Origin of the sequence: Amycolatopsis sp. NPDC005232 (genome assembly GCF_040607795.1) — a bacterium.
Classification (GTDB): Bacteria; Actinomycetota; Actinomycetes; order Mycobacteriales; family Pseudonocardiaceae; genus Amycolatopsis.
In genome coordinates this window covers 1-23,347 of sequence record NZ_JBEXHL010000066.1, presented here as the reverse complement: position 1 = coordinate 23,347, position 23,347 = coordinate 1, and the positions used below count along the sequence as shown (strand labels likewise).

23 protein-coding genes are annotated in these 23,347 nt (G+C 69.9%); 16 read left to right on the top strand and 7 right to left on the bottom strand.

Annotated features, from left to right (window positions below; genetic code table 11):
* Positions 1–884: 884 nt before the first annotated feature.
* From ABZU76_RS50285 to ABZU76_RS50265, 5 genes are all read right to left on the bottom strand, one after another.
* Positions 885–1,577 (bottom strand): gamma carbonic anhydrase family protein, encoded by a 693-nt coding sequence (locus ABZU76_RS50285; RefSeq protein WP_354885237.1) that lies wholly within the window; start codon positions 1,575–1,577, stop codon positions 885–887.
* 83 nt (positions 1,578–1,660) lie between these two features.
* Positions 1,661–3,085, bottom strand: coding sequence for a type I glutamate--ammonia ligase (gene glnA, locus ABZU76_RS50280; protein WP_354885234.1), 1,425 nt, complete (start codon positions 3,083–3,085; stop codon positions 1,661–1,663).
* Positions 3,086–3,989: 904 nt separating this feature from the next.
* Positions 3,990–4,121, bottom strand: coding sequence for a hypothetical protein (locus ABZU76_RS50275; RefSeq protein WP_354885231.1), 132 nt, complete (start codon positions 4,119–4,121; stop codon positions 3,990–3,992).
* The gene (locus ABZU76_RS50270) at positions 4,118–5,197 is read right to left on the bottom strand and encodes an NAD-dependent epimerase/dehydratase family protein (protein ID WP_354885240.1); all 1,080 of its coding nucleotides are present in this window, start codon (positions 5,195–5,197) and stop codon (positions 4,118–4,120) included. Before ABZU76_RS50270 ends, ABZU76_RS50275 begins: the two co-directional genes overlap by 4 nt.
* Before the next feature lie 14 nt (positions 5,198–5,211).
* The gene (locus tag ABZU76_RS50265; RefSeq protein WP_354885228.1) at positions 5,212–5,667 is read right to left on the bottom strand and encodes a MerR family transcriptional regulator; all 456 of its coding nucleotides are present in this window, start codon (positions 5,665–5,667) and stop codon (positions 5,212–5,214) included.
* A gap of 409 nt (positions 5,668–6,076) precedes the next feature.
* Between ABZU76_RS50265 and ABZU76_RS50260 the strand changes: the two genes are divergently transcribed.
* The 10 genes from ABZU76_RS50260 to ABZU76_RS50215 all read left to right on the top strand — a co-directional run bounded on the left by ABZU76_RS50260 (position 6,077) and on the right by ABZU76_RS50215 (position 16,841).
* Positions 6,077–6,619 (top strand): PadR family transcriptional regulator, encoded by a 543-nt coding sequence (locus ABZU76_RS50260; RefSeq protein WP_354885226.1) that lies wholly within the window; start codon positions 6,077–6,079, stop codon positions 6,617–6,619.
* Positions 6,616–7,395: an ABC transporter ATP-binding protein gene (locus ABZU76_RS50255; RefSeq protein ID WP_354885223.1), complete on the top strand. Its 780-nt coding sequence runs from the start codon at positions 6,616–6,618 to the stop codon at positions 7,393–7,395. Before ABZU76_RS50260 ends, ABZU76_RS50255 begins: the two co-directional genes overlap by 4 nt.
* Positions 7,396–7,398: 3 nt before the next feature.
* The gene (locus ABZU76_RS50250; RefSeq protein ID WP_354885220.1) at positions 7,399–9,162 is read left to right on the top strand and encodes an FtsX-like permease family protein; all 1,764 of its coding nucleotides are present in this window, start codon (positions 7,399–7,401) and stop codon (positions 9,160–9,162) included.
* A 119-nt stretch (positions 9,163–9,281) separates the two neighbouring features.
* On the top strand, positions 9,282–10,220 hold the full coding sequence (locus ABZU76_RS50245; protein ID WP_354885217.1) for a LysR family transcriptional regulator: 939 nt from the start codon (positions 9,282–9,284) through the stop codon (positions 10,218–10,220).
* Between the two features lie 138 nt (positions 10,221–10,358).
* Positions 10,359–11,714: an MFS transporter gene (locus ABZU76_RS50240; RefSeq protein WP_354885214.1), complete on the top strand. Its 1,356-nt coding sequence runs from the start codon at positions 10,359–10,361 to the stop codon at positions 11,712–11,714.
* Between the two features lie 98 nt (positions 11,715–11,812).
* Positions 11,813–13,432 carry a dihydroxy-acid dehydratase gene (locus tag ABZU76_RS50235; protein WP_354885211.1) on the top strand — a complete coding sequence of 540 codons (1,620 nt, stop codon included), beginning with the start codon at positions 11,813–11,815 and terminating at the stop codon, positions 13,430–13,432.
* 10 nt (positions 13,433–13,442) lie between these two features.
* Positions 13,443–14,732 (top strand): FAD-dependent oxidoreductase, encoded by a 1,290-nt coding sequence (locus ABZU76_RS50230; RefSeq protein WP_354885208.1) that lies wholly within the window; start codon positions 13,443–13,445, stop codon positions 14,730–14,732.
* Between the two features lie 3 nt (positions 14,733–14,735).
* Positions 14,736–16,040: an aconitase X catalytic domain-containing protein gene (locus ABZU76_RS50225; RefSeq protein WP_354885205.1), complete on the top strand. Its 1,305-nt coding sequence runs from the start codon at positions 14,736–14,738 to the stop codon at positions 16,038–16,040.
* Complete coding sequence (locus tag ABZU76_RS50220; RefSeq protein ID WP_354885202.1) at positions 16,037–16,450, top strand: DUF126 domain-containing protein; 414 nt, start codon at positions 16,037–16,039, stop codon at positions 16,448–16,450. The genes ABZU76_RS50225 and ABZU76_RS50220 overlap by 4 nt, the downstream gene beginning before the upstream one ends.
* 112 nt (positions 16,451–16,562) lie before the next feature.
* The gene (locus tag ABZU76_RS50215) at positions 16,563–16,841 is read left to right on the top strand and encodes a prolyl oligopeptidase family serine peptidase (RefSeq protein ID WP_354885199.1); all 279 of its coding nucleotides are present in this window, start codon (positions 16,563–16,565) and stop codon (positions 16,839–16,841) included.
* Positions 16,842–16,861: 20 nt separating this feature from the next.
* On the opposite strand, the gene ABZU76_RS50210 is transcribed toward ABZU76_RS50215, so the two are convergent.
* A complete protein-coding gene (locus tag ABZU76_RS50210; protein WP_354885196.1) occupies positions 16,862–17,173 on the bottom strand; it encodes a hypothetical protein in 312 nt (103 codons plus the stop codon).
* Between ABZU76_RS50210 and ABZU76_RS50205 the strand changes: the two genes are divergently transcribed.
* From ABZU76_RS50205 to ABZU76_RS50180, 6 genes are all read left to right on the top strand, one after another.
* Positions 17,163–17,342: a hypothetical protein gene (locus ABZU76_RS50205; protein WP_354885194.1), complete on the top strand. Its 180-nt coding sequence runs from the start codon at positions 17,163–17,165 to the stop codon at positions 17,340–17,342. The genes ABZU76_RS50210 and ABZU76_RS50205 overlap by 11 nt on opposite strands.
* 225 nt (positions 17,343–17,567) lie before the next feature.
* Positions 17,568–18,320, top strand: a complete 753-nt coding sequence (locus ABZU76_RS50200; protein ID WP_220238803.1) for an SDR family oxidoreductase — start codon at positions 17,568–17,570, stop codon at positions 18,318–18,320.
* Positions 18,317–19,087: an SDR family oxidoreductase gene (locus ABZU76_RS50195; RefSeq protein ID WP_220238804.1), complete on the top strand. Its 771-nt coding sequence runs from the start codon at positions 18,317–18,319 to the stop codon at positions 19,085–19,087. The genes ABZU76_RS50200 and ABZU76_RS50195 overlap by 4 nt, the downstream gene beginning before the upstream one ends.
* Before the next feature lie 266 nt (positions 19,088–19,353).
* A complete protein-coding gene (locus ABZU76_RS50190) occupies positions 19,354–21,009 on the top strand; it encodes an AMP-binding protein (protein WP_354885189.1) in 1,656 nt (551 codons plus the stop codon).
* 12 nt (positions 21,010–21,021) lie between these two features.
* Complete coding sequence (locus ABZU76_RS50185) at positions 21,022–21,996, top strand: phosphotriesterase-related protein (protein WP_354885186.1); 975 nt, start codon at positions 21,022–21,024, stop codon at positions 21,994–21,996.
* A gap of 54 nt (positions 21,997–22,050) precedes the next feature.
* Positions 22,051–22,668: a TetR/AcrR family transcriptional regulator gene (locus ABZU76_RS50180; RefSeq protein ID WP_354885183.1), complete on the top strand. Its 618-nt coding sequence runs from the start codon at positions 22,051–22,053 to the stop codon at positions 22,666–22,668.
* Positions 22,669–22,671: 3 nt separating this feature from the next.
* Here the strand turns inward: ABZU76_RS50180 and ABZU76_RS50175 are convergent, their stop codons facing one another.
* Entirely contained in the window at positions 22,672–23,232 is a 561-nt protein-coding gene (locus ABZU76_RS50175; protein ID WP_354885180.1) for a GrpB family protein, read from the bottom strand.
* Between the last annotated feature and the right edge of the window lie 115 nt (positions 23,233–23,347).

Genomic DNA, 23,347 nt, shown 5'->3' with positions numbered 1-23,347 from the left:
GGCTACCCGCACGACATGCTCGCCAGTGACCACATCCGCACTGCGACCGCAGGCGACCTGAAGATCCAAACCCGCCGCTGATACCCGACCCAGCGGTGAGGCAGCACTACCGCCGTACTCTGATGGCGCTCTCTGAAGTGGGCCGGACGCGCTCGCTGAAATGCCCCAGCTGAGGACTGCAGCGCAACTGGTGTCAGCGGCGGAGTGTGGCAGCGGCGCCGCGGGCGCCGGCGGGGTCGCCGCAGGCGCCCGTGTCCCGAAGGGCCTGGCGACGCTGGACGCGGGCGTGGTGCGCTCGACCTCCCGGCGGGCGCCGGTGGTGCGTTTGCACCGGGGTGAGCAGTAGAGCCGGGTCTTGGCTTGCGGGCCGGTGGCCACGAACGCTTCCCAGCAGATCGGGCAGGTCTTGCGGGTCGCGTTGCAGGTCGGATCGCGTGGGTCAGGAGGCATGCGCGTTCGCCTCCTTCCGCAGATTGTCCAATGTGGACTGACGGACCGGAGCCGATAAGATCGGTCCGTCCATGCCGACGACTGTCGCGCGGTGCGGCAACCGCATCCCGCCGGACCGCAGCCCGGCGTGTCCGGCCGGAAGCGCCGATCTTGGAACAGTCCCATTTACCCTGTGGGCTGGGATGAATCTGAGCTGAGAGCAGGCGGTCGGTGACGTAGAGCTTCCTGGCGTCGTAGGCGATGTAGAGGCCGGTGAAGTTTTCGATCATTTCAAGGAGCCATGGGGACTCTGTGGTTTCGCTCGCTCCGCGAGCTCTTTGCGCCCGCTGGGAGCGGCCAGTCCGCTCGTTCGAGGTCTTCCCTTGGCTTGCGTGTGTGTTCTCTCCGTGCCACTCCGGAAGGAACTGATCGGCGTTCATCGGGAGGAAGCCGGGTCACACGCGATCCCTCCGCTCACCGTCCGGCTCGTCGAGCAATTCCGGGGTGACGTTCTCGTCGTAGCGATGCAGTGCGAGCGCCCGCGCGTAGCGTTGCGCGATCCGGGTCATCACCGGTTCGCCCGGCGCCTCGGTCACGCCGAAGACGGTTCCCTGGTAGTCGAGCGGTTCCATCACCGCGGTGATGCGTTCCCACTGCTGCGGTGGGATCAGCCGAACCGGGTCACCGCCGGCGAACCAGCCGATCGGCACCGCCGTTCCCGGCGGAACCACGGTGTTCACGTGCACCACGGCCCCGAACCCGACATCGGCGCCGGACCCGATGCGCGCGCCGTTGTACAGCATCGCGCCGGTCGCAACTCGCGCGTTGCCTTCCACGACGCAGCCACTGAGGTGAGCGTGCGGCCCGACCAGGACGTGGTCCCCGAGGCGAACCGGATGGCGCAGGGAGCCGCGCAGCACCGCGTGCTCCATGATCACGCAGTGCGCGCCGATCTCGACCGGGCCTCCCTCCGCGGTGAGCACAGCGCCGAAGAGGACCCGGCTGTGCGGCCCGACGGTGATATCTCCACACAGCACGGCTGTCGGGGCGATGTACGCCGACTTGTCGACCCGCGGGTGCCGGTGCTGGTGTTCGATGAAAACCGCGCCGCGGCCCACCGGATGCAGGTAGTCCTCGGGAAATGTCATCGCGGCCTCCGATCGGTGGGGAAGATCGGTACCAGCGGCGGCGAAAGCCGGGTCCGATCCCGGTTGTTCAGAGCCGTCACCCCTCACACGTCGTAGTACAAAGCGAACTCGAACGGGTGCGGGCGCAGCCGCAGCGGGTCGATTTCGTGCTCCCGCTTGAAGTCGATCCAGGTCTCGATCACGTCCGGGGTGAACACGCCACCTCTGAGGAGGAACTCGTGGTCGGTTTCCAACCGGTCGATCACAGCCTCCAGAGACCCGGGGACCTGGGCGACGTCGCGGGCTTCGTCGGGTGGCAGTTCGTAGAGGTCCTTGTCGATCGGCGGCGCCGGTTCGGTCTTGTTGTGGATCCCGTCGAGGCCGGCCATCAGCATGGCGGCGAACGCGAGGTACGGGTTGCCCGAGGAGTCGGGGCAGCGGAATTCGATGCGCTTGGCCTTGGGGCTGGCGCCGGTGATCGGGATTCGGACGCAGGCGGAGCGGTTGCGCTGGGAGTACACGAGGTTGATCGGTGCCTCGTAGCCGGGAACGAGGCGGTGGTAGGAGTTCATCGTCGGGTTGGTGAAGGCCAGCAGGCTCGGCGCGTGGTGCAGGATGCCGCCGACGTAGTGGCGCCCGATGTCGGACAGGCCGCCGTAACCGGTCTCGTCGTAGAACAGGGGCCCGTTCTCGTCCCACAGGGATTGGTGGCAGTGCATGCCGGAGCCGTTGTCGCCGAAGAGCGGTTTGGGCATGAAAGTGACGGTCTTGCCGGCCGCCCAGGCGGTGTTCTTCACGATGTACTTGAACAACTGCAGGTCGTCCGCGGCGTGCAGGAGGGTGTTGAACTTGTAGTTGACCTCGGCCTGGCCGCCGCTGCCGACCTCGTGGTGCGCCTTCTCGACGACGATCCCGACGCCGGCCAAGTTGCGCACCATCTCATCACGCAGGTCGGCGTAGTGATCCCGTGGTGGGACGGGGAAGTAGCCGCCCTTGTACGGCGTCTTGTAGCCCTGGTTCCCGCCGGCTTCGTCGGCGCCTGTGTTCCACCAGCCCTCGATCGAGTCGACCTCGTGGAAGGCGCCGTTCTCCGCGGAGTCGAACCGGACGGAGTCGAAGATGTAGAACTCCGCTTCCGGCCCGAAGAACGCCCGGTCCGCGATGCTGGATTCGGTGATGTACTGCTCGGCCTTGCGGGCGATGTTGCGCGGGTCACGGCTGTACGCCTCGTGCGTGAACGGGTCGTGCACGAAGAAGTTCATCGCGAGCGTCTTCTGGGCTCGGAACGGATCGACGCGGGCCGTGACCGGGTCGGGAAACAGCAGCATGTCCGACTCGTGGATCGATTGGAACCCGCGGACCGACGAGCCGTCGAAGGCGAGCCCGTCGGTGAAGGACTCCGCGTCAAAGGAGACGGCCGGGACGGTGAAGTGCTGCATGATGCCGGGCAGGTCGCAGAACTGGACGTCGATGAACTGGACGTCCTCATCGGCGATGAAGCGGAGGATCTCGTCGGCGTTGGTGAACATGTTCTCCTGTCTCCTTCGCGTTATCGAGGACGGATTGCGGCGGGCTCAGGACACCAGGACTACGCCGCTGGTCGCGATGGCTTGCCACCAGGCGGGTTTCGGCAGTTCAATGCGCGCCGGCGGATCGACGCAGGCGCGGAGAGCCATCCCGGGTGGGCCGCCGAGCGGCATGGCCGGACTTGTCATGGGCGCGCACCCCAACCTGTGATTGCTGGGATCGTGGACCAGGTAGGGACCGTTGGCGGCCGAAGCCGCGGTTCGGGTCCGGCGAGCCCCACCGCCGGGCGCAGTTGCGCTGGGGAATGAGTTTACTGCACATCGAGGACGCCTACGGTGAGCTTGGCGAACCTCTTCTTCCAACGCAGCACAGTATTGCTGTGCGGCCTGGAATTACCCACTGACACCGACCCCGGATAACGGTCCTCGCCCGGGAAATCGAGAATCTCCAACGGGACGTCGCACCACACCGGCGAATGTGCGCGACGTCCGGCGTCAGACCGTCACTCCACCGCCGGCAGCGGCGGCGTGCGTCCGCCCCGAGCCCCGACGGCGGTGGTGAGCCTTCCACCGCTCGGCTGTCGCGATGGTCAGAAGACGTCGACGAGCAGCAGCCAGATCGACGCCATCACCACGTCCGCAAGAACCGGAGTGCGAACTCACGCCTGCGCCGGTCCTCCGTCCGGTCGGGCGGGAAACGCTTTCACATACCCGGCGCGGATTGCGAGGTCTGTGGGGCCGACTCCGGCGAAGGTCACCGCGACGCGGATCTGACCGGCGCCGGGCGGTCCGACCTCTACATCACGAAGTTCGAGGACACTGGGCGGACCAAATCCGGTCAGGACCACGGCTCGGGACATCGGGAGTTCCTCTCGTAGTCGCGTGAGTTCACTGCCTGCACCACGTGTCATACCGGGGTCGGGATCGCGGTGCCGTCGTTGCAGTAGGTCGTCAGGCGGACCGTGCGGGTTCGGCTCGGCGGGTCGAGCACGCTCGTTCGCGGCTGCCGTTCGGGCCCGTCGCAAGGCGTGCCGGTCACGGCTGGAGCCTGTTGTTCTCGGGCGGGGTCAGGCCCCGTCGGATCTGGCTGTCGGCGGTTGCCACGATCGTCTCGGTGACATCCCGGGGCGTCCAGCCCAGCATCGTGCGGGCCTTTTCATTGCTGATGACCGGGATCCGGCCCTGCAGGGCCGCGGCGTCCCGCAGGGCCGGCTGTGTCTTCGCGGCCTCGTGTACCTGCTCAACGGTCAGTTCGACGGAAGGCAGCATGGCGGCTGCGGCGGGGAAGTGCTCACGCAGGATCTGTGCCATTTGGAAGAAGCTGATCGACGATCCGCTCACGGCGATGAAGCGCTCGCCCGCCGCGTTCGGGTGCAGCATGGCCCGTAGATGCAGGTCCACGACGTCACGTACGTCGACGACGCCGAAGTACATGATCGGCACCGAGGGCATCTGCCCGGTCAGCATGCCTCCGACCAGGCCTACCGAGCCGGACGGCCGGGTGCCCAGTTGGGGGCCGAAAATGCCGGTGGGGTTGACGACGGTCAGCTCGATGTCTTCGTGGGTGTGGACGTAGTTCCAGGCCGCACGTTCGGCGAGGACCTTCGACTTGTGGTAGGCGGGCAGGCCCTCGGTGTTTGGGTCGGTCCAGTCCGCCTCCGAGTAGTGGTTGTCGGGCTTCACTGTGTATCCGACTGCGGCGTAGGAGGACGTCATCACGATCCTCGTTACCCCGGCCTTTCGGGCCGCGGAGATGACCCGCAGCGCACCGTCACGGGCGGGGATGATGAGTTCGTCCTCGGTCTCGGGCGCAGTGGCGGGGAAAGGCGACGCGTGGTGCAGTACGTGACTGACGCCGCGCATGGCTTCCTCCCAGCCCTCGTCGGCGGTGAGGTTGGCGACAGCGAACTCCAGCCGATCCGCCGGATCCACCTCGGCTTGCTGGAGGGCTGCCAGTACCGCGGCCTCCTGTCCGGACTCCCGAACCGTCACGCGGGTCCGATACCCCTCGTGCAGCAGCCGGGCGATCGAGTGTCCGCCGACGAAACCGGTACCGCCGGTGACCAGTACCGTGCCGCGTCCGAGGTTGGAGACGGTGAGATCGTCTGTGCTCATTTTTGTTCGGTCCTTCAGTGTGTGAATTGTTCCAGTACGTGCAAGATCGCTGCGCCCGCGCGCTTCTCGGCGGTGGCGTCCCCACGGACCCGGGCGTCCCACAGATCCGCCTTTCGCCGCAGATACGTCAGGCGCAGCTGAAGCTGCTCAATGTCAGCGGCCAGCTTTTCCGCCTGCGAGGCGAACAGATCCCGCTGATCGGCCGCCGCCGAGTCTCCGCGGGCGAGCAGGTCCAGGTAGCGGCGCATCCCGCTGACCGTCACTCCCGCCGAACGCAGGCAAGACAGCGCCTCGACGCGGGCCGCGGTCGCCGGCTCGTACCGGCGATGACCACTGGACTGGTCCCGGGCGACCGCTCCGAGCAGGCCGATCTTCTCGTAGTAGCGAAGCGTGGGCTCACTGAAACCCGACCGTCGCGCCATCTCCTGAACGGTCAGACCCGCCGCTTGCTCTCCGGTCGCTGCTGCCATGGGGGAAGCCTCCGATACTTGAAGCGCTTGAAGTCAAGCCCACACATAGATCAATGGGACGCATGTCACCAGTCAGCAACGTCCATGGTCACCACACCTAGTTCCGGCTCGGGGGATGAGGGCGGAGATTCGCGGCTCAGACATCCGACCACCGCTTGACCGGCGCAGGCTTCCGGCTAACCCGACAGATCGGCTGGAGATGGCGGTGTGGAGAGTCGTACGCACCCCGTCGGAGTGTCTGCTCGACGAAGTCGGACGCTGGGGGATGAATCCCCGGAAATCTCGGCGTGGCGCTTGCTTTGTGCAGGGATCCGGTGATGCGTCCCTGATCGGCAGTTGCCGGAGACCGGTGGTTGACACCTTTTTAGTTAACCGCTATCTATTGCGGTACCGCAGGGGAGGACGGGTCGTGCAGGACGTGGTGCTGGCGTTGCTGGCCAAGGAGCCGTCGCACGGATATGACCTGCGCCGCCGGCTGGTGGCGGCGCTGGGACCGCTGGGGGAGACGCTGAACGTGGGGCAGGTCTACGTGACGCTCGCGCGGCTCGAGAAGTCGGGCCTGGTCGTGCAGGACCGCGAGGACGCGCCGGTGCGCGGCCCGCGGCGCAAGGTGTACGCGCTGACGGCGGCCGGGCAGGAGCGGGTGACCGCGTGGATGGGCGAGAGCGCCGGGCCGAGAGCGGACGTGCCGGAGTTCCACCTGAAGCTCGTGGCCGCCGCCGAGTCGGGCCTGGCCGATCCGCTCGCGCTGGTGGATGCGCGGCGGCGCGAGCTGATGCGCAGCCTCGCCGAGGCCCAGCAGGCCACCCTTGATCACGACCCGAACTCGGAGGCCGGACTGCTGCTGGAGGGCGTCGCCCTGCGGTTGCAGGCCGATCTGCGCTGGCTGGAGGCGTGTGAGCGGACCTGGGCCGCCCGCGCCACGCGGGGGAAAGACGGAGGGAACGGATGACGAGAGACGGTCGGTTGGTCGGCGGCCGGGCACCGCGGGAGAGGGGCCGGCCCGGGGTGGTGCGCGCGGTCGGTCTGTCGCGGGCGTATGGACAGGGCAAGAGCGTGGTGCGCGCCGTCGACGCGGTCGACCTCGACGTGCCCGGCGGACAGATGCTCGCGGTGACCGGTCCCAGCGGCTGCGGCAAATCGACCCTTCTGCAGCTGCTCGGCGGTCTCGACCGGCCGACCGGCGGCGAGGTGTGGCTCGGCGGCCGGCGCATCGACCACCTCGGCGAGCGGGCGCTGGCCCGGCTGCGGCGCCGCGCCATCGGCTTCGTCTTCCAGTCCTTCCACCTGATGGACGAGCTGAGCGCGGTGGAGAACGTCGAGCTGGCCGCGCTGCTCGCCGGCGCCTCGCCTCGGGCGGCCCGCACCCGTGCCACCGGGCTCCTCGAGCGGGTCGGACTCGCCAACCGGGCCCGGCACCTGCCCTCGGAGCTGTCCGGCGGGCAGCGGCAGCGGGTCGCGATCGCCCGTGCGCTGGTCAATGAGCCGCTGGTGGTCTTCGCGGACGAGCCGACCGGAAACCTCGACAGCACCGCGACCCGGGACATCCTGCGGCTTTTCGGCGAACTGCGCGCCGCCCGCCAGACCCTGGTCGTGGTCACCCACGACGAGCGCGTCGCCGCCACGGCGGACCGCGTCGTCGCCCTGCGCGACGGAACGCTGCTCGACGACACCCGCCTGGACGGCGGCACCCGACCGCTCGGCGCGCTCCTGAGCTGGGAGGGCTGAGCAGTGGGGCGCCTGCTGCTGATGTGGCGCTTGGCCGCGCGCGATCTGCGCCGCCGTCCGGCCGAGGCCGCGACCTTCCTGGTCGCCGTCACTCTCGCCAGCGTCAGCCTGACGGTCGGCATCGCGACCACCGGCGCGGTGTCCGACGGGTACGCGAAGACCCGGGAGGCCACCGCCGGCCCCGACGTGATGTCGGTGACCGCGGACCCCGACCCCGCAGCCTTCGCGTCGCGCCTGGCCCGGGTGCCCGGCGTGACCGCGGTCGGGGGCCCGTTCTTCGCGTTCGACACCACCATCCAGGCGCACGGCCGTTCCGCGCACTCCGCGGTGGAGGGGCGTGCCGCCGAAACGTCCTCTGTGGACCGTCCATGGGTGACTTCGGGAACCTGGGTGAGTGCCGGTGGAGCGGTGATCGAGCGCGGCTTCGCCCAGTCGCTCGGCGTGGGTGTCGGGGACCGGATCACGGTCAGTGGCCGTAGCGTTCCCGTCGTCGGGATCGCGATCAGCGCGGCGACCGCGGTGTATCCGTGGGGTGACCCGGCGCAGATCGGGCCGTCCGACGCCGGTGGGATGGTCTGGCTCCCCACCGCCGACGCCCGCGCGGCGGCGGGCGGTGATTCCGGCGTCCATCTGATCTACCTGAAGCTGTCCGACCCCGATGCGGCCACCGGGTTCGGGAAGTCCGCGGCGGTCCGGGCCTTGCGTCCCGACGGCGACACGTTCTTCCACTACTGGCAGAACGTCCTGCAGACGGACAAGGCCATCATCGAGTTCACCCGGCCCACGCTGGTCATCGGTGGCTGGCTGCTCGCCATCGCCGCGATGGTCACCCTCGCGGCGCTCGCCACCGCGCGCGCCGCCCGCGACAATCGGCGTGCGGCAGTGCTCAAGGCCGTCGGCGCGGGGCCCGGCACGGTCGCCGCCGTGCTGCTGGCGCAGTACCTGGTGCTCACTCTCGTGGCCACGGCATTCGGATTGACCGCCGCGACGGTGGCCGCACCCCACCTGGTCGATCCCAGTGCCGGATTGCTCGACACCGTCAGCCCTCCCGGTGCCGGCACCGTTTTCGCCGCGGTGCTGCTGGCTGTCGTGGTCGCCGTGACCGGCGCGCTCGGTCCCGCCGCGCGGGCGGCCCGCGGCAGCACCGTCCACGCCCTGGCCGAGACGGCGCATGCGCACCCGCGCCTGACCGCCCTGACGGCGTACCTGCCGACGTCGATGCTGCTCGGTGTCCGGCTGGTCGCCGGCCGGCCCGGCCGCGCCGCGCTGGCCTCAGCGGGCACCGCCGTCACCACCCTCATGGTCACCGCGCTGCTCACGTGGCACGCCGATCTCGATGCGACTCCGGCCGTCGAGCGGTTCGGCCCCATCGAAGTGCGGACCGACCAAACCGGTCAGGTGCTGCTCGCGGTCACCGTCGCGCTGATCGCCCTGTCCACTTTGAACACCGTGCTGCTCGGCTGGAGCACCGCCGTGCAGGCCCGCCGCGCGCTGACCATCTCCCGAACTCTGGGCGCCACACCCGGCCAGGTCGTTGCGGCGTTGAGCGTCTCGCAGCTCCTGCCCGCCGTGCCCGGAGTGGTGACGGGTGTCCCGGTCGGGCTCGGGCTGTACTGGCTGTTCGGAACCCAGGTCACGCCCCCGGGCACGTGGCTGCTCACCGCGGTACTCGCCATCCTGCTCGCCGTCGCGGTGCTGACCGCGCTGCCCGCATGGGCCCACACTCGCAGCCCTGCGGGGAGCGCCCTCGACGCCGAAACCGCCTGAGCGCTTGCTCAGCGCCCGGCCTCGGCCCGTCCCCCGGGAGACACGTCACAGCGTCCAACGACGGCGACCCGGCCCCGTAAAGTGACCGGAATGGCCGGAAACAGAGCGGGTGGAGCCAGGTGAGTCGCCGCACGACGCAGCTGGCCGGGCTCGACCTCAACCTGCTCGTGGTGCTCCGGGAGCTGCTGCGCGAGCGCAACGTGACCCGCGCGGCGGGGCGGGTCGGGGTCAGCCAGCCGGCGTTGAGCGCGGCGCTGGCGCGGCTGCGGCGGCACTTCGACGACGAGCTGCTGGTCCGCGAGGGCCGTGGTTACGTCCTGACCCCGCTGGCTCGCCAGCTCGGCCGCCAGGTCGAGGACGTGTGTGCGGCGGCCGAGCAGCTGTTCGCCACCGGATCGAGCTTCGCGCCCGGCACATCGGTGCGGGAGTTCACGCTGCTGATGGCCGATTACACGCTGTCGGTGATCGGGCAGCCGCTGGCCGAGTTGTTCGAGCGGGAGGCGCCGCGCGCGCGGCTGCGGATCCGGCTCGTGCGCGAGTCGCTGAGCGCGGATCTGCCGCGGGTCGTCCGGTTCGTCGACGGGGTGGTCGCACCGCCGATCGAGCTGGAAGAACTACCGCGGCTGCGCTCGGCCGAACTGTTCCGCGACGAGTGGGTCTGCGTCGTGTGGGCCGGGCACGAACTCGGCGCCACCGGGCTCACCCTGGCCGACCTGCAGCGGCTCGACTGGGTGGTGCCATACCACCGTGAGCCGGGGGTGCCGCTGCCGCCGGTGTCGCGCCGGCTCGCCGCGCTGGGGCTCGCGCCGCGGGTCGCGATGAGCGTGGAGAGCTACCAGGCCGTGCCCGCGCTCGTGGTCGGAACCCACCGGATCGCGCTGGTGCAACGCCGGCTGGCCGTCGAGTTCGCGAAGCGGTCCGACATCTCGGTCCTCGAGTGCCCCGGCGAGCCGGAGGGGATCGTCGAGACGCTGTGGTGGCACGACGACCTCGACCTCGATCCCGCGCACGCCTGGCTGCGAGAGGCGCTGCGCGGGATCGGCGAGCGGCTGGGCTGAGGGCGCCAACCATAACCCAGGCTGATTATCGGGATCAGGATTTCTGACTTCCGGGCTACGGCGAGGATTCTTAGACTCCTTCGGTGTCAGCGATATATCGCAGCGGAGCGGTATTCGTGATCGGAAGGAATTCCCTGGATGTCGACGACCGTATCCACGACAGACGAGCGACTGACTCCGGAAGCACGACGATCGATCGTCGGCGGCATCCTCTCATTGTTCGTCGACAGCTTCGACATCTATCTGCCCGCGCTCGTGCTGCCGGCGGTGATGGACTACTTCGAACCGCCCTCCATGCCGGCGACGACGAAGGTCACCCTGGTGACCGTCATCTTCGTCGTCACCCTGCTCGGACGGCCGATCGGCGGCCCGATCTTCGGTAACCTGGCGGACAAGATCGGGCGCCGCCGCGTCACCCTCATCACCGGCGTCGGGTTCACGATCGTCACCCTGCTCATCGGCCTCATGCCGGGCTACGCGACCTGGGGTTACGGCTCGATCGTCGGCTTGATCCTGCTTCGCCTGATCGGCGGTGTCTTCCTGGGTGGCGGCTACGCGGGGCCGGTCCCGCTGGCCATCGAACGCTCGCCGATGAGCCGGCGTGGGCTGGTCGGCGGCGTGATGGCGGCCGGTGCTCCCGCGGCGATCACGCTCATCAGCATCATTCAGCTCGTGGTGCTGGAACGGTTTTCCGGTCCGGACCTGCAATCCTGGGGCTGGCGAATTCCGTTCTTCTTCGGGTTTCTGCTCGGAATCGCGTACGTCGCCTACTATTCGCGCGTCAAAGAGGTCGACCTCGAGGCACTCAAGAAATTGCGAAAGGGAAATCGCGCGCCGCTTTTCGAGCTGTTCAGCCGACGTAACATCCGTGGCTTCGGTCAGGTTTTCCTCCTGATGACCGGTATGTGGTTCGCCGCCCAGATCGTGCTCTCGTTCATGCCCGGGCTCCTGGTCGGCGTCCTGCACCAGAACCCGTCCAACGTGAGCACGCTGGAGATCATCGCCAACGTCGCGACGATCATCGGCATGATCCTCGCCGGCGTCCTTGGCCAGCGGATCGGCCGCCGGAAACTGCTGCTCGGCTGCGCTGTCGCCATCACCGTCGGGGCGAGCCTCGCCTACGTGTTCCTCGTGCTGGTCGCGCGGTCCGGGGCGGGGTTCCTGCCGATCGGCATCCTCGCGTTCGTCGCCTTCGTACTGCCCAACGCCCCGCTCGGCTGCCTGGTCGTCTACCTCAACGAGCGCTTCGGTGCCGGTGTCCGTTCCTCGGGCTATGGCACGGTCTACACCCTCAGCCTCATCCTGCCCGCGCTCTACAGCGTCTGGATCACCGTGCTGCAGGCCGTGCTGCCGTACGAGTACACCGCGGTGGTGCTGATCGTCCTGGGTGGCGTGCTGTTCTTCATCGGCGCGTGGATCGGCCCGGAGACCAAGGGCACCGTGCTGCTCGGCACGCCGGTCGAATCGGGCCGGGCCACGCAGACGGCCGAATGATCCCGCCCCGACAAGAACGAGGAGCCACGATCAGCACACGCAGCAACCACCCGGTCGGCTCGCCCCGGTGGGCGACGACCCGGACGCAGTGGAAGTCGATGGGCTACACCGACGAGCAGATCCGGCGGCCCAAGATCGCCGTGGTCAACTCGTCGTCCGGGCTCGCGCCGTGTTTCGCCCACCTCGACGCGATCGCCACCGCGGTGAAGGAGTCGATCGACGCCGCCGGCGGGCTGGCTTTCGAGATCCGGACCGTGGCTCCGACCGACTTCATCATGGCCGCCGGCCGTGGTGGTGGCTACGTCCTGTCGGGCCGGGACCTGGTGTCCTACGACATCGAAGCCGTCGTAGACGGGGCACAGCTCGACGGGATGGTCTGCCTGGCCTCGTGCGACAAGACGACACCGGGCCAGCTGATGGCGGCCGCGCGCACCGACGTGCCGACGTTGGTCATCGCGTGCGGCTACCAGAGCTGCGGTGCCCTCGACGACGGCCGCCGCGTGGACATCGAGGACGTGTTCGTCGACGCCGGCAAGCTGGCGTCGGGCGCGATCAGCTTCGACGACCTGTGCGCCATGTCGGACCGGGCGATCACCGGTCCCGGCGTTTGCACGGGCATGGGCACGGCCAACACGATGCACGTCGTCGCCGAGGCTCTCGGCATGGCACTGCCCGGCACGGCGCCGACCCGCGCCAACAGCGACACCATGTGGGCGGCGGTCCGGGCTTCGGGCGCCGCGATTCTGGCCGCGGTCGAGGCCGACCGGCGGCCCAGCACGGTGATGACACCCGGTGCGGTCCGCAACGCGGTGGCCGCGGTGATCGCCGTCAGCGGGTCGATCAACGCGGTCAAGCACCTCGAGGCGATCGCCGCCGAACTCCCCGGCGACTTCGACGTGCACGGCCTGTTCGAGGAGCTCGGCCGCCACGTCGGCCCGCTCACGGCGGTGCGCCCCAACGGGCCGTCGTCGATCGAGGAGTTCGACGACGCCGGTGGTGCTCGCGCGGTGCTGGCCCAGCTCGGCGACGTCGTCGACGGCTCGGTCGCGACGATGAGCGGCCGGACGATGGCCGAGAACCTCGCCGGTGTGACGGTGGACGCCGCCGTGATCAGAGCCGAACCGATCCGGCCGGAGTCGACGATCGTGCTGATGCGGGGCAGTTTGTGCCCCGGCACCGCGATCGTGAAGCTGTCGGTCACCGAGACCCGGGCGCGCGCTTTCCGTGGCCCGGCGCGGGTTTACGAGTCGGCGCCCGAGGCCACCGCGGCGATCGAGCGCGGTGAGGTGCGGCCCGGCGAAGTACTCGTGCTCCGCGGGCTCGGCGTCACCGGAACCCCGGGGATGGGCATGGCGTCGGCTGTGGTCTTCGCGCTCAACGGCGCCGGGCTGAGCGAGCAGGTCGCCTTCGTCACCGACGGGCAGCTGTCGGGGCTCGTGAACAAGGGCATCGTCGTCGGGGAGGTCACTCCCGAAGGTGGGATCCCCGGCCCGCTCGGTGTGGTGCGCACCGGGGACGAGATCGCGATCGACGTCCCGGCCCGCACCGTCGACCTGCTCGTGGCGCCGGCCGAGCTCGAGCACCGGCTCGCGGACTACCCCCGCACGCGGTCGCCGCAGACCTGGCCGGCTCGCCCGGGTTCGTGGCTCGGTGTGTACGCCGACGCCGTGGAACCGCTCGACCGTGGCGCGACCCTGCGCCGTTCTTCTTCGTCCTAAGGAGTTTTTGTTGCCTCACGCACTGACCGATCTGCGGGTGAACACCGTCACCCGGCCCGCCGACCGCTCCGTGGAGTCGCTCGAAGCCGACATCCTCGTCGTCGGCGCGGGGATCGCCGGACTGACCGCGGCGATCGACGCGAAACGACGCGGCCGCGACGTCGTGCTCGCCGACGCGCTGCCTGTCCTGGGTGGACAGTGCGTGAACTCCATGATCGGGCTGTTCTGCGGGATCTACGGAAACGCTCCCGAATACCACCAGCTCACGCATGGGATCTTCGACGAGATGTTCCCGGCGCTGGAGCGTTCCGGCGACATCGCGTACAACCGCACCCACACCCAGACCGTGCCCTACGACGAGGTCGCGTTGGGCCGGTGGTTCGAGAACCTCGTTTCCGAGCTCGGGATCAGGGTCGTGCTGGGCGCGTCGATCAACGGGGTCGCCATCGAAGGCGGGGTGATCGAGCAAGTGGACTTCGCGACCCGCTACGGTCCGGTTTCGGTGCGCGCCAAGGGATTCGTGGACGCGACCGGCGACGCCGCGCTGGCGTGGGAAGCCGGGCTGCCGTGCCGGGTGCCGGAGCGGACGGTGTGGGGCTCACAGCAGATCCGGCTCGCCGGCCTGGTCGAGTCTGCCAAACCCGACCCGGCCGAATTGGTGGCCCGCATCGACGAGAAGGCCGACGAGTACGGCCTCCTCCGTCGCGACGGGCTCGCTTTCTTCTTCCCGGGACGCAACACCGCCGTGATGAACATGACCCACGTGGAGGCGCCCCTGACCGCGGTCGAGGCGACCGAGGCGCAGCTGCGGGGGCGGGCGCAGGCAGACCGGGTCGTCGAGTTCCTGCGCATCGAGTTCCCGGCGGCGTTCAAGGACGCTTCCGTGCTGGCCTACGGTTTTCCCGGGCGCCGGCAGACGCGATGGCTGGCCGCCGATCACCAGCTCACCCTCGACGAGGTCCGCAATGGCACCGGTTTCGAGGACGCGGTGGCGCGGACGGCGTGGCCGGTGGAGCTGCACGACCGGGCGTCGGGCTACGCGTGGGAGACTTTCGGGCCGGAGCACGTGCACTACGTCCCGCTGCGCAGCCTGACCTCACCGGAGGCCCGGAACCTGATCGCGGCCGGCCGGTGCGTCGACGGCGACGCGGCGGCTCTGTCGAGCGTGCGGGTGATGGGCCCGTGCTCGGCGATGGGCAGCGCCGCCGCGCACGCGCTGGATCTGACGCTGGGTGGCGATGTCCACGACGTCGATCTGACCGCGTTGCGTGACCGCATCCGTGACAACGTGGAGGGCTGAGCGATGGTAGGGCTCACCGACGAAGAGAAGGGCATGCGCGACGGCGCGGAAGGCGGCGCGGTCGCGGCGGCGATGGATCTGCTGATCCGCTACGCCGATGCGCTGGGCGCCGAGCGGTTGTGCGAGACGCGCAACGTCGCGGGCACGACGACACAACCTTCGCCGGCCAAGGAAAAGCTCGTGGCCGAAGGGGGCTGGGCGAAGGCTTTCTCGGTGATCAGCCTCGACTGCGACGACGACCTCGAAATCCCGCCGATGGCGGTCCCGACCTGCCAGCTGCAGCACGGGTTCGGCGAAGACGCGCGCGGCATCATGCCGTACCCCGAGCACAAGATCGACCTGCAGGCCGAGGCCGAGTCGTTCGCGAGCAGCCGCGGTGTCAACGTGCTCGCCACCTGCACGCCCTACCAGGTCGGCAACCTCCCGACCTACGGCGAGCACGTCGCCTGGATGGAGTCGTCGGCGGTCGTCTACGCCAACTCCGTCCTGGGCGCGCGCACCAACTGCGAGGGTGGTGCCTCGACCGGCGCCGCGAGCCTGACCGGGCGGATCCCGTGCTGGGGCAACCACCACCGGGAAAACCGCTACGGCACGCACCTCATCGAGACAACGCTGGCGCTCAACGGATTCCAGGACTGGGGGCTGCTCGGCTACTTCGCCGGCGACGTCGTCCAGGAGGAGCGACCGGTCGTCGTCGGCGAGCTGGGCAGCCCGGATCTGGCGGACCTCAAGCACTTCGGTGCCGCCGCCGCTTCGTCCGGCGGCGTGGAGATGTACCACCTGCCCGGCCGGACCCCCGACGCGCCGACGCTCGAAGCCGCGTTCGGCGGCCGTTCGATCCCCGCGTCGATCCGGTACGGCGAAGCAGAGCGTCGTGCCGTCTACGAGTCGCTCAACTCGATCGGGGACAGCGAGGACGTCGATTTCGTGCTGCTGGGCTGCCCGCACGCTTCGCTGGAGCAGGTCGGCCGGGTCGCCCGCGCGCTCGAGGGCCGCACGATCTCGGCCGGCTGCGAACTGTGGCTGATGACCCCCCGCGCGCTGCGGACGGTCGCCGATCGCAACGGCTGGACCGAAACCATCCGGCGCGCCGGCGGGCGGATCCTCACCGACTCCTGCCCGGCGATGTCGCGTGTCGCTCCAGAAGGCACGAAGGTGTTCGCGACCGACTCCGCGAAGCAGGCCCACTACCTGCCCGCGATCCTCGGGATCGAGGCGTGGTTCGGCACGCTCGAGGAATGCGTCGACGCCGCTGTCACCGGCCGGTGGCGCGGCTCGCTCGCGCCCGTCGGGAAGGCCCTCCGATGACCGGCGTGCAGCTGCGCGGCCGGGGCATCGTTCCCGGCCGGGTCGTCGGCGAGGCGCTGGTCTCCCACGAAACGATCTCGGGCTGGGGCGGCATCGACCCGGCGACGGGCACGATCATCGAACGCCGGCACGAGCTGTTCGGCGTCTGCTTCACCGGGAAGGTCCTGGTGTTCCCGGGCGCCAAGGGTTCCTCGGGGTGGTCGGGCTTCTTCCAGTCCACCCGGCTGCTGGGCACCGCGCCGCTCGCGATGGTCTTCACCCACCTCACGACGAAGGCCGCGCTGGGCGCGATCGTGACCAGGGTCCCGGCGATCACCGACCTCGACGACGACCCGGTCGCCCGCATCACCACCGGCGACCTCGTCGAGGTCGACGCCGATCGCGGGCTGGTGCGGGTGCTCGCGCGCTGAGGTCCGAGACGAACGGGCGGTGCCTCCGGCCCCTCGTCTCGGACGGTCCACGGGCCGGCCGGTCCGGTCCGGGTGCGCGTGTGCCCCTCGGAGAGGTGCGGCACCGCTGTTCATGGGCACCACACCCGAAGCCGACCCCGACTCCTACCGGGCCGCGTCGCCCCGGTTCCGGCTACCGCTCGGCAAACCGCACCTCGTCGTCCACGGCGACGCCGACGAACGCGTCCCGGTCGACCACAGCCGGGACTACGTCGCCGCGGCCCGGAGCGCGGGGGACCGCGTCGACTACCTCGAACTGCCCGACGTCGGCCACTTCGAGCTGATCGATCCGAGCCACCCCAGCTGGATCGAGGCGCGAAGCTGGTTGCAGGACAACGTTTGTCCTAAGTGAAACGTCGGTCAGCTTCAGACCTAGCGGTACGTGACCTGATCCGGGGCGAGGTGCTGGTGCTCGTTGAAGCTGAGCAGCCGCGGCCCCGCGGCGCCGACGAGGATGCGGGTCAACCCGGTGTTGACCAGCACGGTGTTGAACTGGCGCCACCGATCGACGGGTAACCCTTTGATGCCGGCGATCTCGCTGCGGGCGCCCTTGGCGCCGTGCCGGTCGATCAGCCAGGCGGTGCGGTAGACGTAGAGGCGCACCTGGTCGATCTCGATGCGGGACTTGGCGATTCCCAGCGCCCAGTACGGCGAAGACGACATCATCGCCTTCGTGGTTCCCAAGTCGCCGGGGCTCGAGTCCGAGGACGTGCTCGAGTACGCCCGGCAGCACCTGCCCAAGTTCATGGCACCCGCGCAGGTGCGGGTCGCCGACGCGCTCCCGCAGACACCGACCGGCAAGATCCAGCGCGCCGAGCTGCGCCGCACCTTGGCCGACGAGCTCGGCCGGTGAACGCGAGCGCCGTCGGGTGACCGGCCGGGTTGCCCAGGGCGAGGTCCTTCTCCCGGAGGGGCCTTGCCCTCCTGGGCGTGTCCGGGCGCCGGCCGAGTGCTCCGGCACTCTGCCTGCCGAGTGCCTCCGGCACCGAGAGAGGCGACTCGATTCCCGGAAGACGGTAGCCTCCACTGAGCGACCGCTTAGCCGCCGGGGTGCGCGGCAGAACAGGAGACCAGAGCTGTGAACTCGTTCAAGGACCGCGTGGCGATCGTGACCGGCGCCAGCCGCGGGATCGGCCTCGCCATCGCGAAGGGCCTGGTCGAGCGGGGTGCGAAGGTGTGCATCACCGCGCGCAAGCCCGAGCCGCTCGCCGAAGCCGTCGCCGAGCTCGGGGGCGAGGACTTCGCGATCGCCGTGCCCGGTAAGGCCGACGACACCGGGCACCAGGACGAGGCGGTGGCCAAGACGATCGAGCGCTTCGGCAGGCTCGACATGCTCGTGAACAACACCGGCATCAACCCGGTCTACGGGTCCACGCTCGACATCGACCCGGCCGCCGCGGCGAAGATCTTCGCCGTGAACGTGCTGGCGCCGATCGCCTGGACCAGGCGCGCCCGCGACGCGTGGATGGGCGAGCACGGCGGCTCGGTCGTCAACGTCGCCTCGATCGCCGGCCTGCGAGCGTCGCCCGGCATCGGCATGTACGGCGTGAGCAAGGCCGCGCTGATCCGCCTCACGCAGGAGCTCGGCGCCGAGCTCGGGCCGAAGATCCGCGTGAACGCGGTGGCCCCGGCCGTGGTCAAGACCAAGTTCGCGACCGCCCTGTACGAGGGCAAGGAAGAGGAAGTGGCTGCGGCCTACCCGATGAAGCGCCTCGGTATGCCCGAGGACATCGCGGGCGCGGTGGCGTTCCTGCTCTCCGAGGACGCGGGCTGGATGACCGGCCAGACCGTGGTCCTCGACGGCGGCGTGACCCTGGGCGGTGGCCTGTGAGCGCCGGGGTCGTCATCACGGGTGGCGGCGGCGGGATCGGCCGGGCGCTGGCCCGCCGCTTCGCCGCCGACGGTGCGCGCGTGGTCGTGGCCGACCTCAACGGCGAAGCCGCGGCCGAGGTGGCCGCCGAGGTCGGGGGCACGTCGTTCACCGGTGACGTCGCGAGCGAAGACGGCGTCGCGAAGCTCCTCGCGGCCGCCCGCGAGACGCTGGGCGAGATCGACGTCTTCTGCGCCAACGCGGGCGTCGCGCCCTTCGGCGACGAGCAGGCCACCGAGGACGACTGGGCCCGCACCTGGGACGTCAACGTGATGGCCCACGTCCGCGCGGCCAAGCAGCTGCTGCCCGCGTGGCTCGAGCGCGGCAAGGGGCATTTCATCGCCACCGCGTCGGCCGCGGGCCTGCTCACGACGCTGGGCTCCGCGCCGTACTCGGTGACGAAGCACGGCGCGCTGGCCTTCGCCGAGTGGCTTTCGGCGACCTACCGCCACCGCGGCATCACGGTGCAGGCCATCTGCCCGCAGGGCGTGCGCACGGCGATGCTGGAAAGCAGCGGCCCGCGCGGCCAGCTGCTGATGGGCGCGTCGGCGATCGGCCCCGAGCAGGTGGCCGACGCGTTGTTCACCGCCATCGACGAGGGCCGGTTCCTCGTGCTGCCGCACCCCGAGGTCGCCGAGTACTACGCGCTGCGCGCCACACAGACCGACCGCTGGCTCGGCGGCATGAACAAGCTGCAGCGCAAGATCGAGGCCCTGCCGGAGGACTGAGCAACCCCAATGTGGCATTGGTTGCTCCATCCGTGCCCCCGCCGCCGCCCTCAACGGAGGCGCTGCGCGCCCAGGCCCGATTCAACGCACCCAATGCGGCGTTCGGTGCGTTGGGCGCACCCAACGCCGCATTGGGGCGCTTGGGCCTCGGCGTGCCCGCCCGTGCGTTCCGGCTTGCCCGTTCCGGGTACCCGGGGTTGACGCACGGCACGCGGGCTCTCTAGCGTCCCCATACCGACTGGTCGGTGTCCGAGGGAGGCCGCGGGATGAGCTGGTACGACGCGAAGCCCTGGCTCGCGAGCTACGACGAGCAGCGCGCCGCCGCGAGCGAGTTCGCGCCGACCACGCCGCTGGCCACCTTCCGCCGCACCGTCGCGCAGGCGCCGGAAACCACGGCGCTGGCCTACTTCGACGCCCGGATCACCTACCGCGAGCTGGACGAACTCTCCGACGCGTTCGCCCGCCACCTCACCGCCTCCGGGTTCGGTCGCGGCGACCGGCTCGCGCTGGTGCTGCAGAACATCCCCCAGTTCGTGATTTCCCTGATCGGCGCGTGGAAAGCCGGCGGGATCGTGGTGCCGGTCAACCCGATGTACCGCGCGGGCGAGCTGAGTCACGTGCTTACCGACGCCGGCGTCAAGGCGCTCGTCTGCTCACAAACCGCGTGGCACGACTACGTCGGCGCCCTCGTGCCCGACAGCTCGGTGACGATCGCCGTGACCACGAGCGAGCTCGACCTGCAGACCCGCGACGACGAGCGCGTGCTCGGAAAGGTGCGCCGCGAGGCGACGCCCGGTGCGGCCGACTTGCTCGAGGTGCTGCGCTCGACGCCCGGTGATCCGCCGCCCGACCCCGGGCTCGGCCTCGACGACGTCGCGCTGATCAGCTACACGTCCGGCACGAGCGGGAAACCCAAGGGCGCCACCAACACCCACGGCAATCTCGGCACCAACGCCGTGATCCTCGCCGGCGCCGGTCGCGTCGAACCGGGCGCCACGGTGTTCGCGCTCGCGCCCCTGTTCCACATCACCGGGATGGTGTGCGAGGTCGCCTACGCCATCGAGATCGCCGGCACGCTGGCGCTCGCGTACCGCTTCGAAGCCGGCGTGGTGCTCGGGGCGCTGCTGGAGCACAAGCCGGCGTACATGGTCGGCCCGTCGACGGCGTACATGGCGCTGATGGCGCACCCGGACGTCACTCCCGAGCACTTCGTGTCGTTCGACGCGCTGTACTCCGGTGGCGCGGCGCTGCCTCCGGCGGTGGTCGACACGTTCCGCGACCGGTTCGGCCAGTACATCCACAACGGCTACGGCCTCACGGAGACCACGGCCGGCTGCGTCGTGGTGCCCGCCGGTGTCGAGGCGCCCCTCGACCCGGCTTCGGGCACGCTGTCGATCGGGCTGCCGGTGCCCGGCGTGATCGTGCGGATCCTGGCTGACGACGGCACAGAGCTGCCGTTCGGCGAGGCGGGCGAGATCGCCGTCGAAGGGCCCATGGTCGTGCCCGGCTACTGGAACCGGCCGGACGCCACGGCCGAGGCGTTGCCCGGCGGGCGGCTGCTGACCGGCGACGTCGGGTTCATGGACGAGCGTGGCTGGGTCTACGTCGTGGACCGCAAGAAGGACATGATCAACGCCTCCGGGTTCAAGGTGTGGCCGCGCGAGGTCGAGGACGTGCTGTACACGCACCCCGGCGTCCGCGAGGCCGCTGTGGTGGGTGTGCCGGACGAGTACCGCGGCGAGACGGTGAAGGCGTACGTGAGCGCGGCGCCGGGCGCGACGCCCGATCCCGACGAGCTGGTGGCCTACTGCCGGGAGCGGCTGGCCGCCTACAAGTACCCCCGATCGGTCGAGGTGCTCGCCGAGCTGCCGAAGACCACGAGCGGGAAGATCCTGAGGCGTGAGCTGCGCGCCCGAGGCTAGGAGGACGTGACGGTGGTCGAGACGGTCCGCGGCGCGGTCGAGCCGGCGGCGCTGGGCAAGGTGCTCATGCACGAGCACATCTTCGTGCTGAGCCCGGAGTTCGTGGCCAACTACCCGGAGCACGACGGGTTCGACGAGTCCGTGCACGTGCCGGAGGCGATCGCGAAGCTGCAGGCGCTCAAGGACGCCGGGATCGACACGATCGTGGACCCGACGGTGATCGGGCTGGGCCGCTACGTGCCGCGCGTGCAGAAGGTCGCCGCCGAGGTGGGCCTGCAGATCGTCGTGGCGACGGGTCTGTACACCTACCACGACGTGCCGCACTACCTCTCGCTGCGCGGGCCGGGCACGCCGCTCGGCGGTGACGACCCGCTGGTCGCGATGTTCGTCGGCGACATCACCGAGGGCATCGCCGGCACCGGCGTGAAGGCCGGGATTCTCAAGTGCGCCACCGACGAACCTGGGATGACGCCCGGCGTCGAGCGGGTGCTGCGCGCGGTCGCGAAGGCGCACCGGGCCACGGGGGCGCCGATCATGACCCACACGCACGCGGGCACGCGGCGCGGGCTGGAGCAGCAGGACGTGTTCGAGTCCGAGGGCGTGGACCTGAGCCGCGTGCTGATCGGGCACAGCGGCGACTCGGCCGACCTCGGCTACCTCACGGCCCTGGCCGACCGCGGTTCGCTGCTCGGCATGGACCGCTTCGGCCTGGACGTCTACCTGCCGTTCGAACAGCGCGTGGCGACGGTCGCGGCGATGTGCGAGCGCGGCTACGCCCGCAGCATGGTGCTCTCGCACGACGCGTCGTGCTACTTCGACTGGCTCGAGGCACCGGTGCGCGAGGCCGTGCTGCCCAACTGGCACTACCTCCACATCACCGACGACGTGCTCCCCGCGCTGCGCGAACGCGGCGTCAGCGAAACCGACCTCACCACGATGCTCGTCGACAACCCGCGCCGCCTGCTCGACCACGGGGGCGCGTACTGACCGGCCTCGGCCGGTAGGCTGGCTGTTCTCTGAGTTCCCGGAGGGGGTGTGGCGATGACCCGGGCCGGCACGCGCAAGGCCGTCGTCTCCGACGAGTCGCCCGCGGTGCCTCGCCGCCTGCTTCAGCACGCGACGAAGCTCTTCGCGAAGAAGGGCTTCGACCGCACGTCGGTGCAGGAGATCGTCGAGGCCGCCGGCGTCACCAAGGGCGCCATGTACCACTACTTCGGCTCCAAGGACGACCTGCTCTACGAGATCTACGCTCGCGTGCTGCGCGAGCAGACCTCCCAGCTCGAACGCGTCGCCTCCAGCGCCGCGCCCCTGCGCGAACGCCTGGCCGCCGCCGCGTCCGACGTGGTCGTCAGCAGCATCGACAACCTCGACGACAACACCATCTTCCTGCAGTCCATGCACCAGCTCAGCGCCGACAAGCGCAAGGCCGTGCGCGCCGAACGCCGCAAGTACCACGAACGGTTCCGCCGCCTGATCGAAGAAGGCCAGGCTTCCGGCGAGTTCCGCACGGACAAGCCCGCGGACCTGGTCGTGGACTTCTTCTTCGGCTCGGTCCACCACCTGGGCACGTGGTACCGCCGGGGTGGGCCGCTGTCGGCGCGCGAGGTGGGGGACCAATTCGCGGACCTGCTGCTTTCCATGCTCCGGCCGGAGAGCTGAGTACTACTCGGTCGGCAACACCACCTCGCGGCGCGCCAGGACGCGGGTGACGAAGGCCGTTTTTCCTGCGGTGTAGGCCTCGCGGTCGGTGGTTTCCGTGGTGAGACGGCGTTTCAGCAGGCCGTACTCCGCGGCCAGGGCCGGGTCCGCGCGCAGGGCGTCGCGGAAAGTGAGCTGGGCGTGCCAACGCGGGTGGTCGGCCGGGAGCACGTGCAGGTGGGCCGCCCGGCGCTCGCCGGTGGCGTCAGGGAGTACGAAGAAGCGGCGCCACGGCGAGGCGACGTCCAGCGATGGCGGCACATAGACCCAGCCGCCGGCCGCGAGAACCGCACCGGCGGAAGCGACGACGACATCGACATCGCGCACCGACGCCATCACGTCCACCACCGGCTTGGCCGCCAACCCCGGCACCGACGTGGACCCGACGTGCTCCACGCCGTCGACCAGCCACGGCCTGAGCACCTCGGCCAAGCGCGCGCACAAGGTCACACCACGTGCCGTCCAGGACGGGTCGGGGGCGGCGACATGAGGCTTTTCGAAAGCCCAAGCCGGGGGACCACTCATGGACACGTACGCTACCGGCGGGCACCGACATTTCCGGCCACGGCGCGAGATCGCGCCGGTGTTGGGATCGGGCGGTGCGATCGGCCCCCGGCCGATCCGACCGCTAGATCGGAAG

Coding starts and splice junctions, on each gene's coding strand:
- ABZU76_RS50285 (WP_354885237.1), bottom strand. CDS start 1,577: ATGACATTTCCCGAGGACTACCTGCATCCGGTGGGCCGCGGCGCGGTT.
- glnA (WP_354885234.1), bottom strand. CDS start 3,085: ATGTTCACCAACGCCGACGAGATCCTCCGCTTCATCGCCGATGAGGAC.
- ABZU76_RS50270 (WP_354885240.1), bottom strand. CDS start 5,197: ATGAGCACAGACGATCTCACCGTCTCCAACCTCGGACGCGGCACGGTA.
- ABZU76_RS50265 (WP_354885228.1), bottom strand. CDS start 5,667: ATGGCAGCAGCGACCGGAGAGCAAGCGGCGGGTCTGACCGTTCAGGAG.
- ABZU76_RS50255 (WP_354885223.1), top strand. CDS start 6,616: ATGACGAGAGACGGTCGGTTGGTCGGCGGCCGGGCACCGCGGGAGAGG.
- ABZU76_RS50240 (WP_354885214.1), top strand. CDS start 10,359: ATGTCGACGACCGTATCCACGACAGACGAGCGACTGACTCCGGAAGCA.
- ABZU76_RS50235 (WP_354885211.1), top strand. CDS start 11,813: ATGGGCTACACCGACGAGCAGATCCGGCGGCCCAAGATCGCCGTGGTC.
- ABZU76_RS50225 (WP_354885205.1), top strand. CDS start 14,736: ATGGTAGGGCTCACCGACGAAGAGAAGGGCATGCGCGACGGCGCGGAA.
- ABZU76_RS50220 (WP_354885202.1), top strand. CDS start 16,037: ATGACCGGCGTGCAGCTGCGCGGCCGGGGCATCGTTCCCGGCCGGGTC.
- ABZU76_RS50215 (WP_354885199.1), top strand. CDS start 16,563: ATGGGCACCACACCCGAAGCCGACCCCGACTCCTACCGGGCCGCGTCG.
- ABZU76_RS50190 (WP_354885189.1), top strand. CDS start 19,354: ATGAGCTGGTACGACGCGAAGCCCTGGCTCGCGAGCTACGACGAGCAG.
- ABZU76_RS50180 (WP_354885183.1), top strand. CDS start 22,051: ATGACCCGGGCCGGCACGCGCAAGGCCGTCGTCTCCGACGAGTCGCCC.
- ABZU76_RS50175 (WP_354885180.1), bottom strand. CDS start 23,232: ATGAGTGGTCCCCCGGCTTGGGCTTTCGAAAAGCCTCATGTCGCCGCC.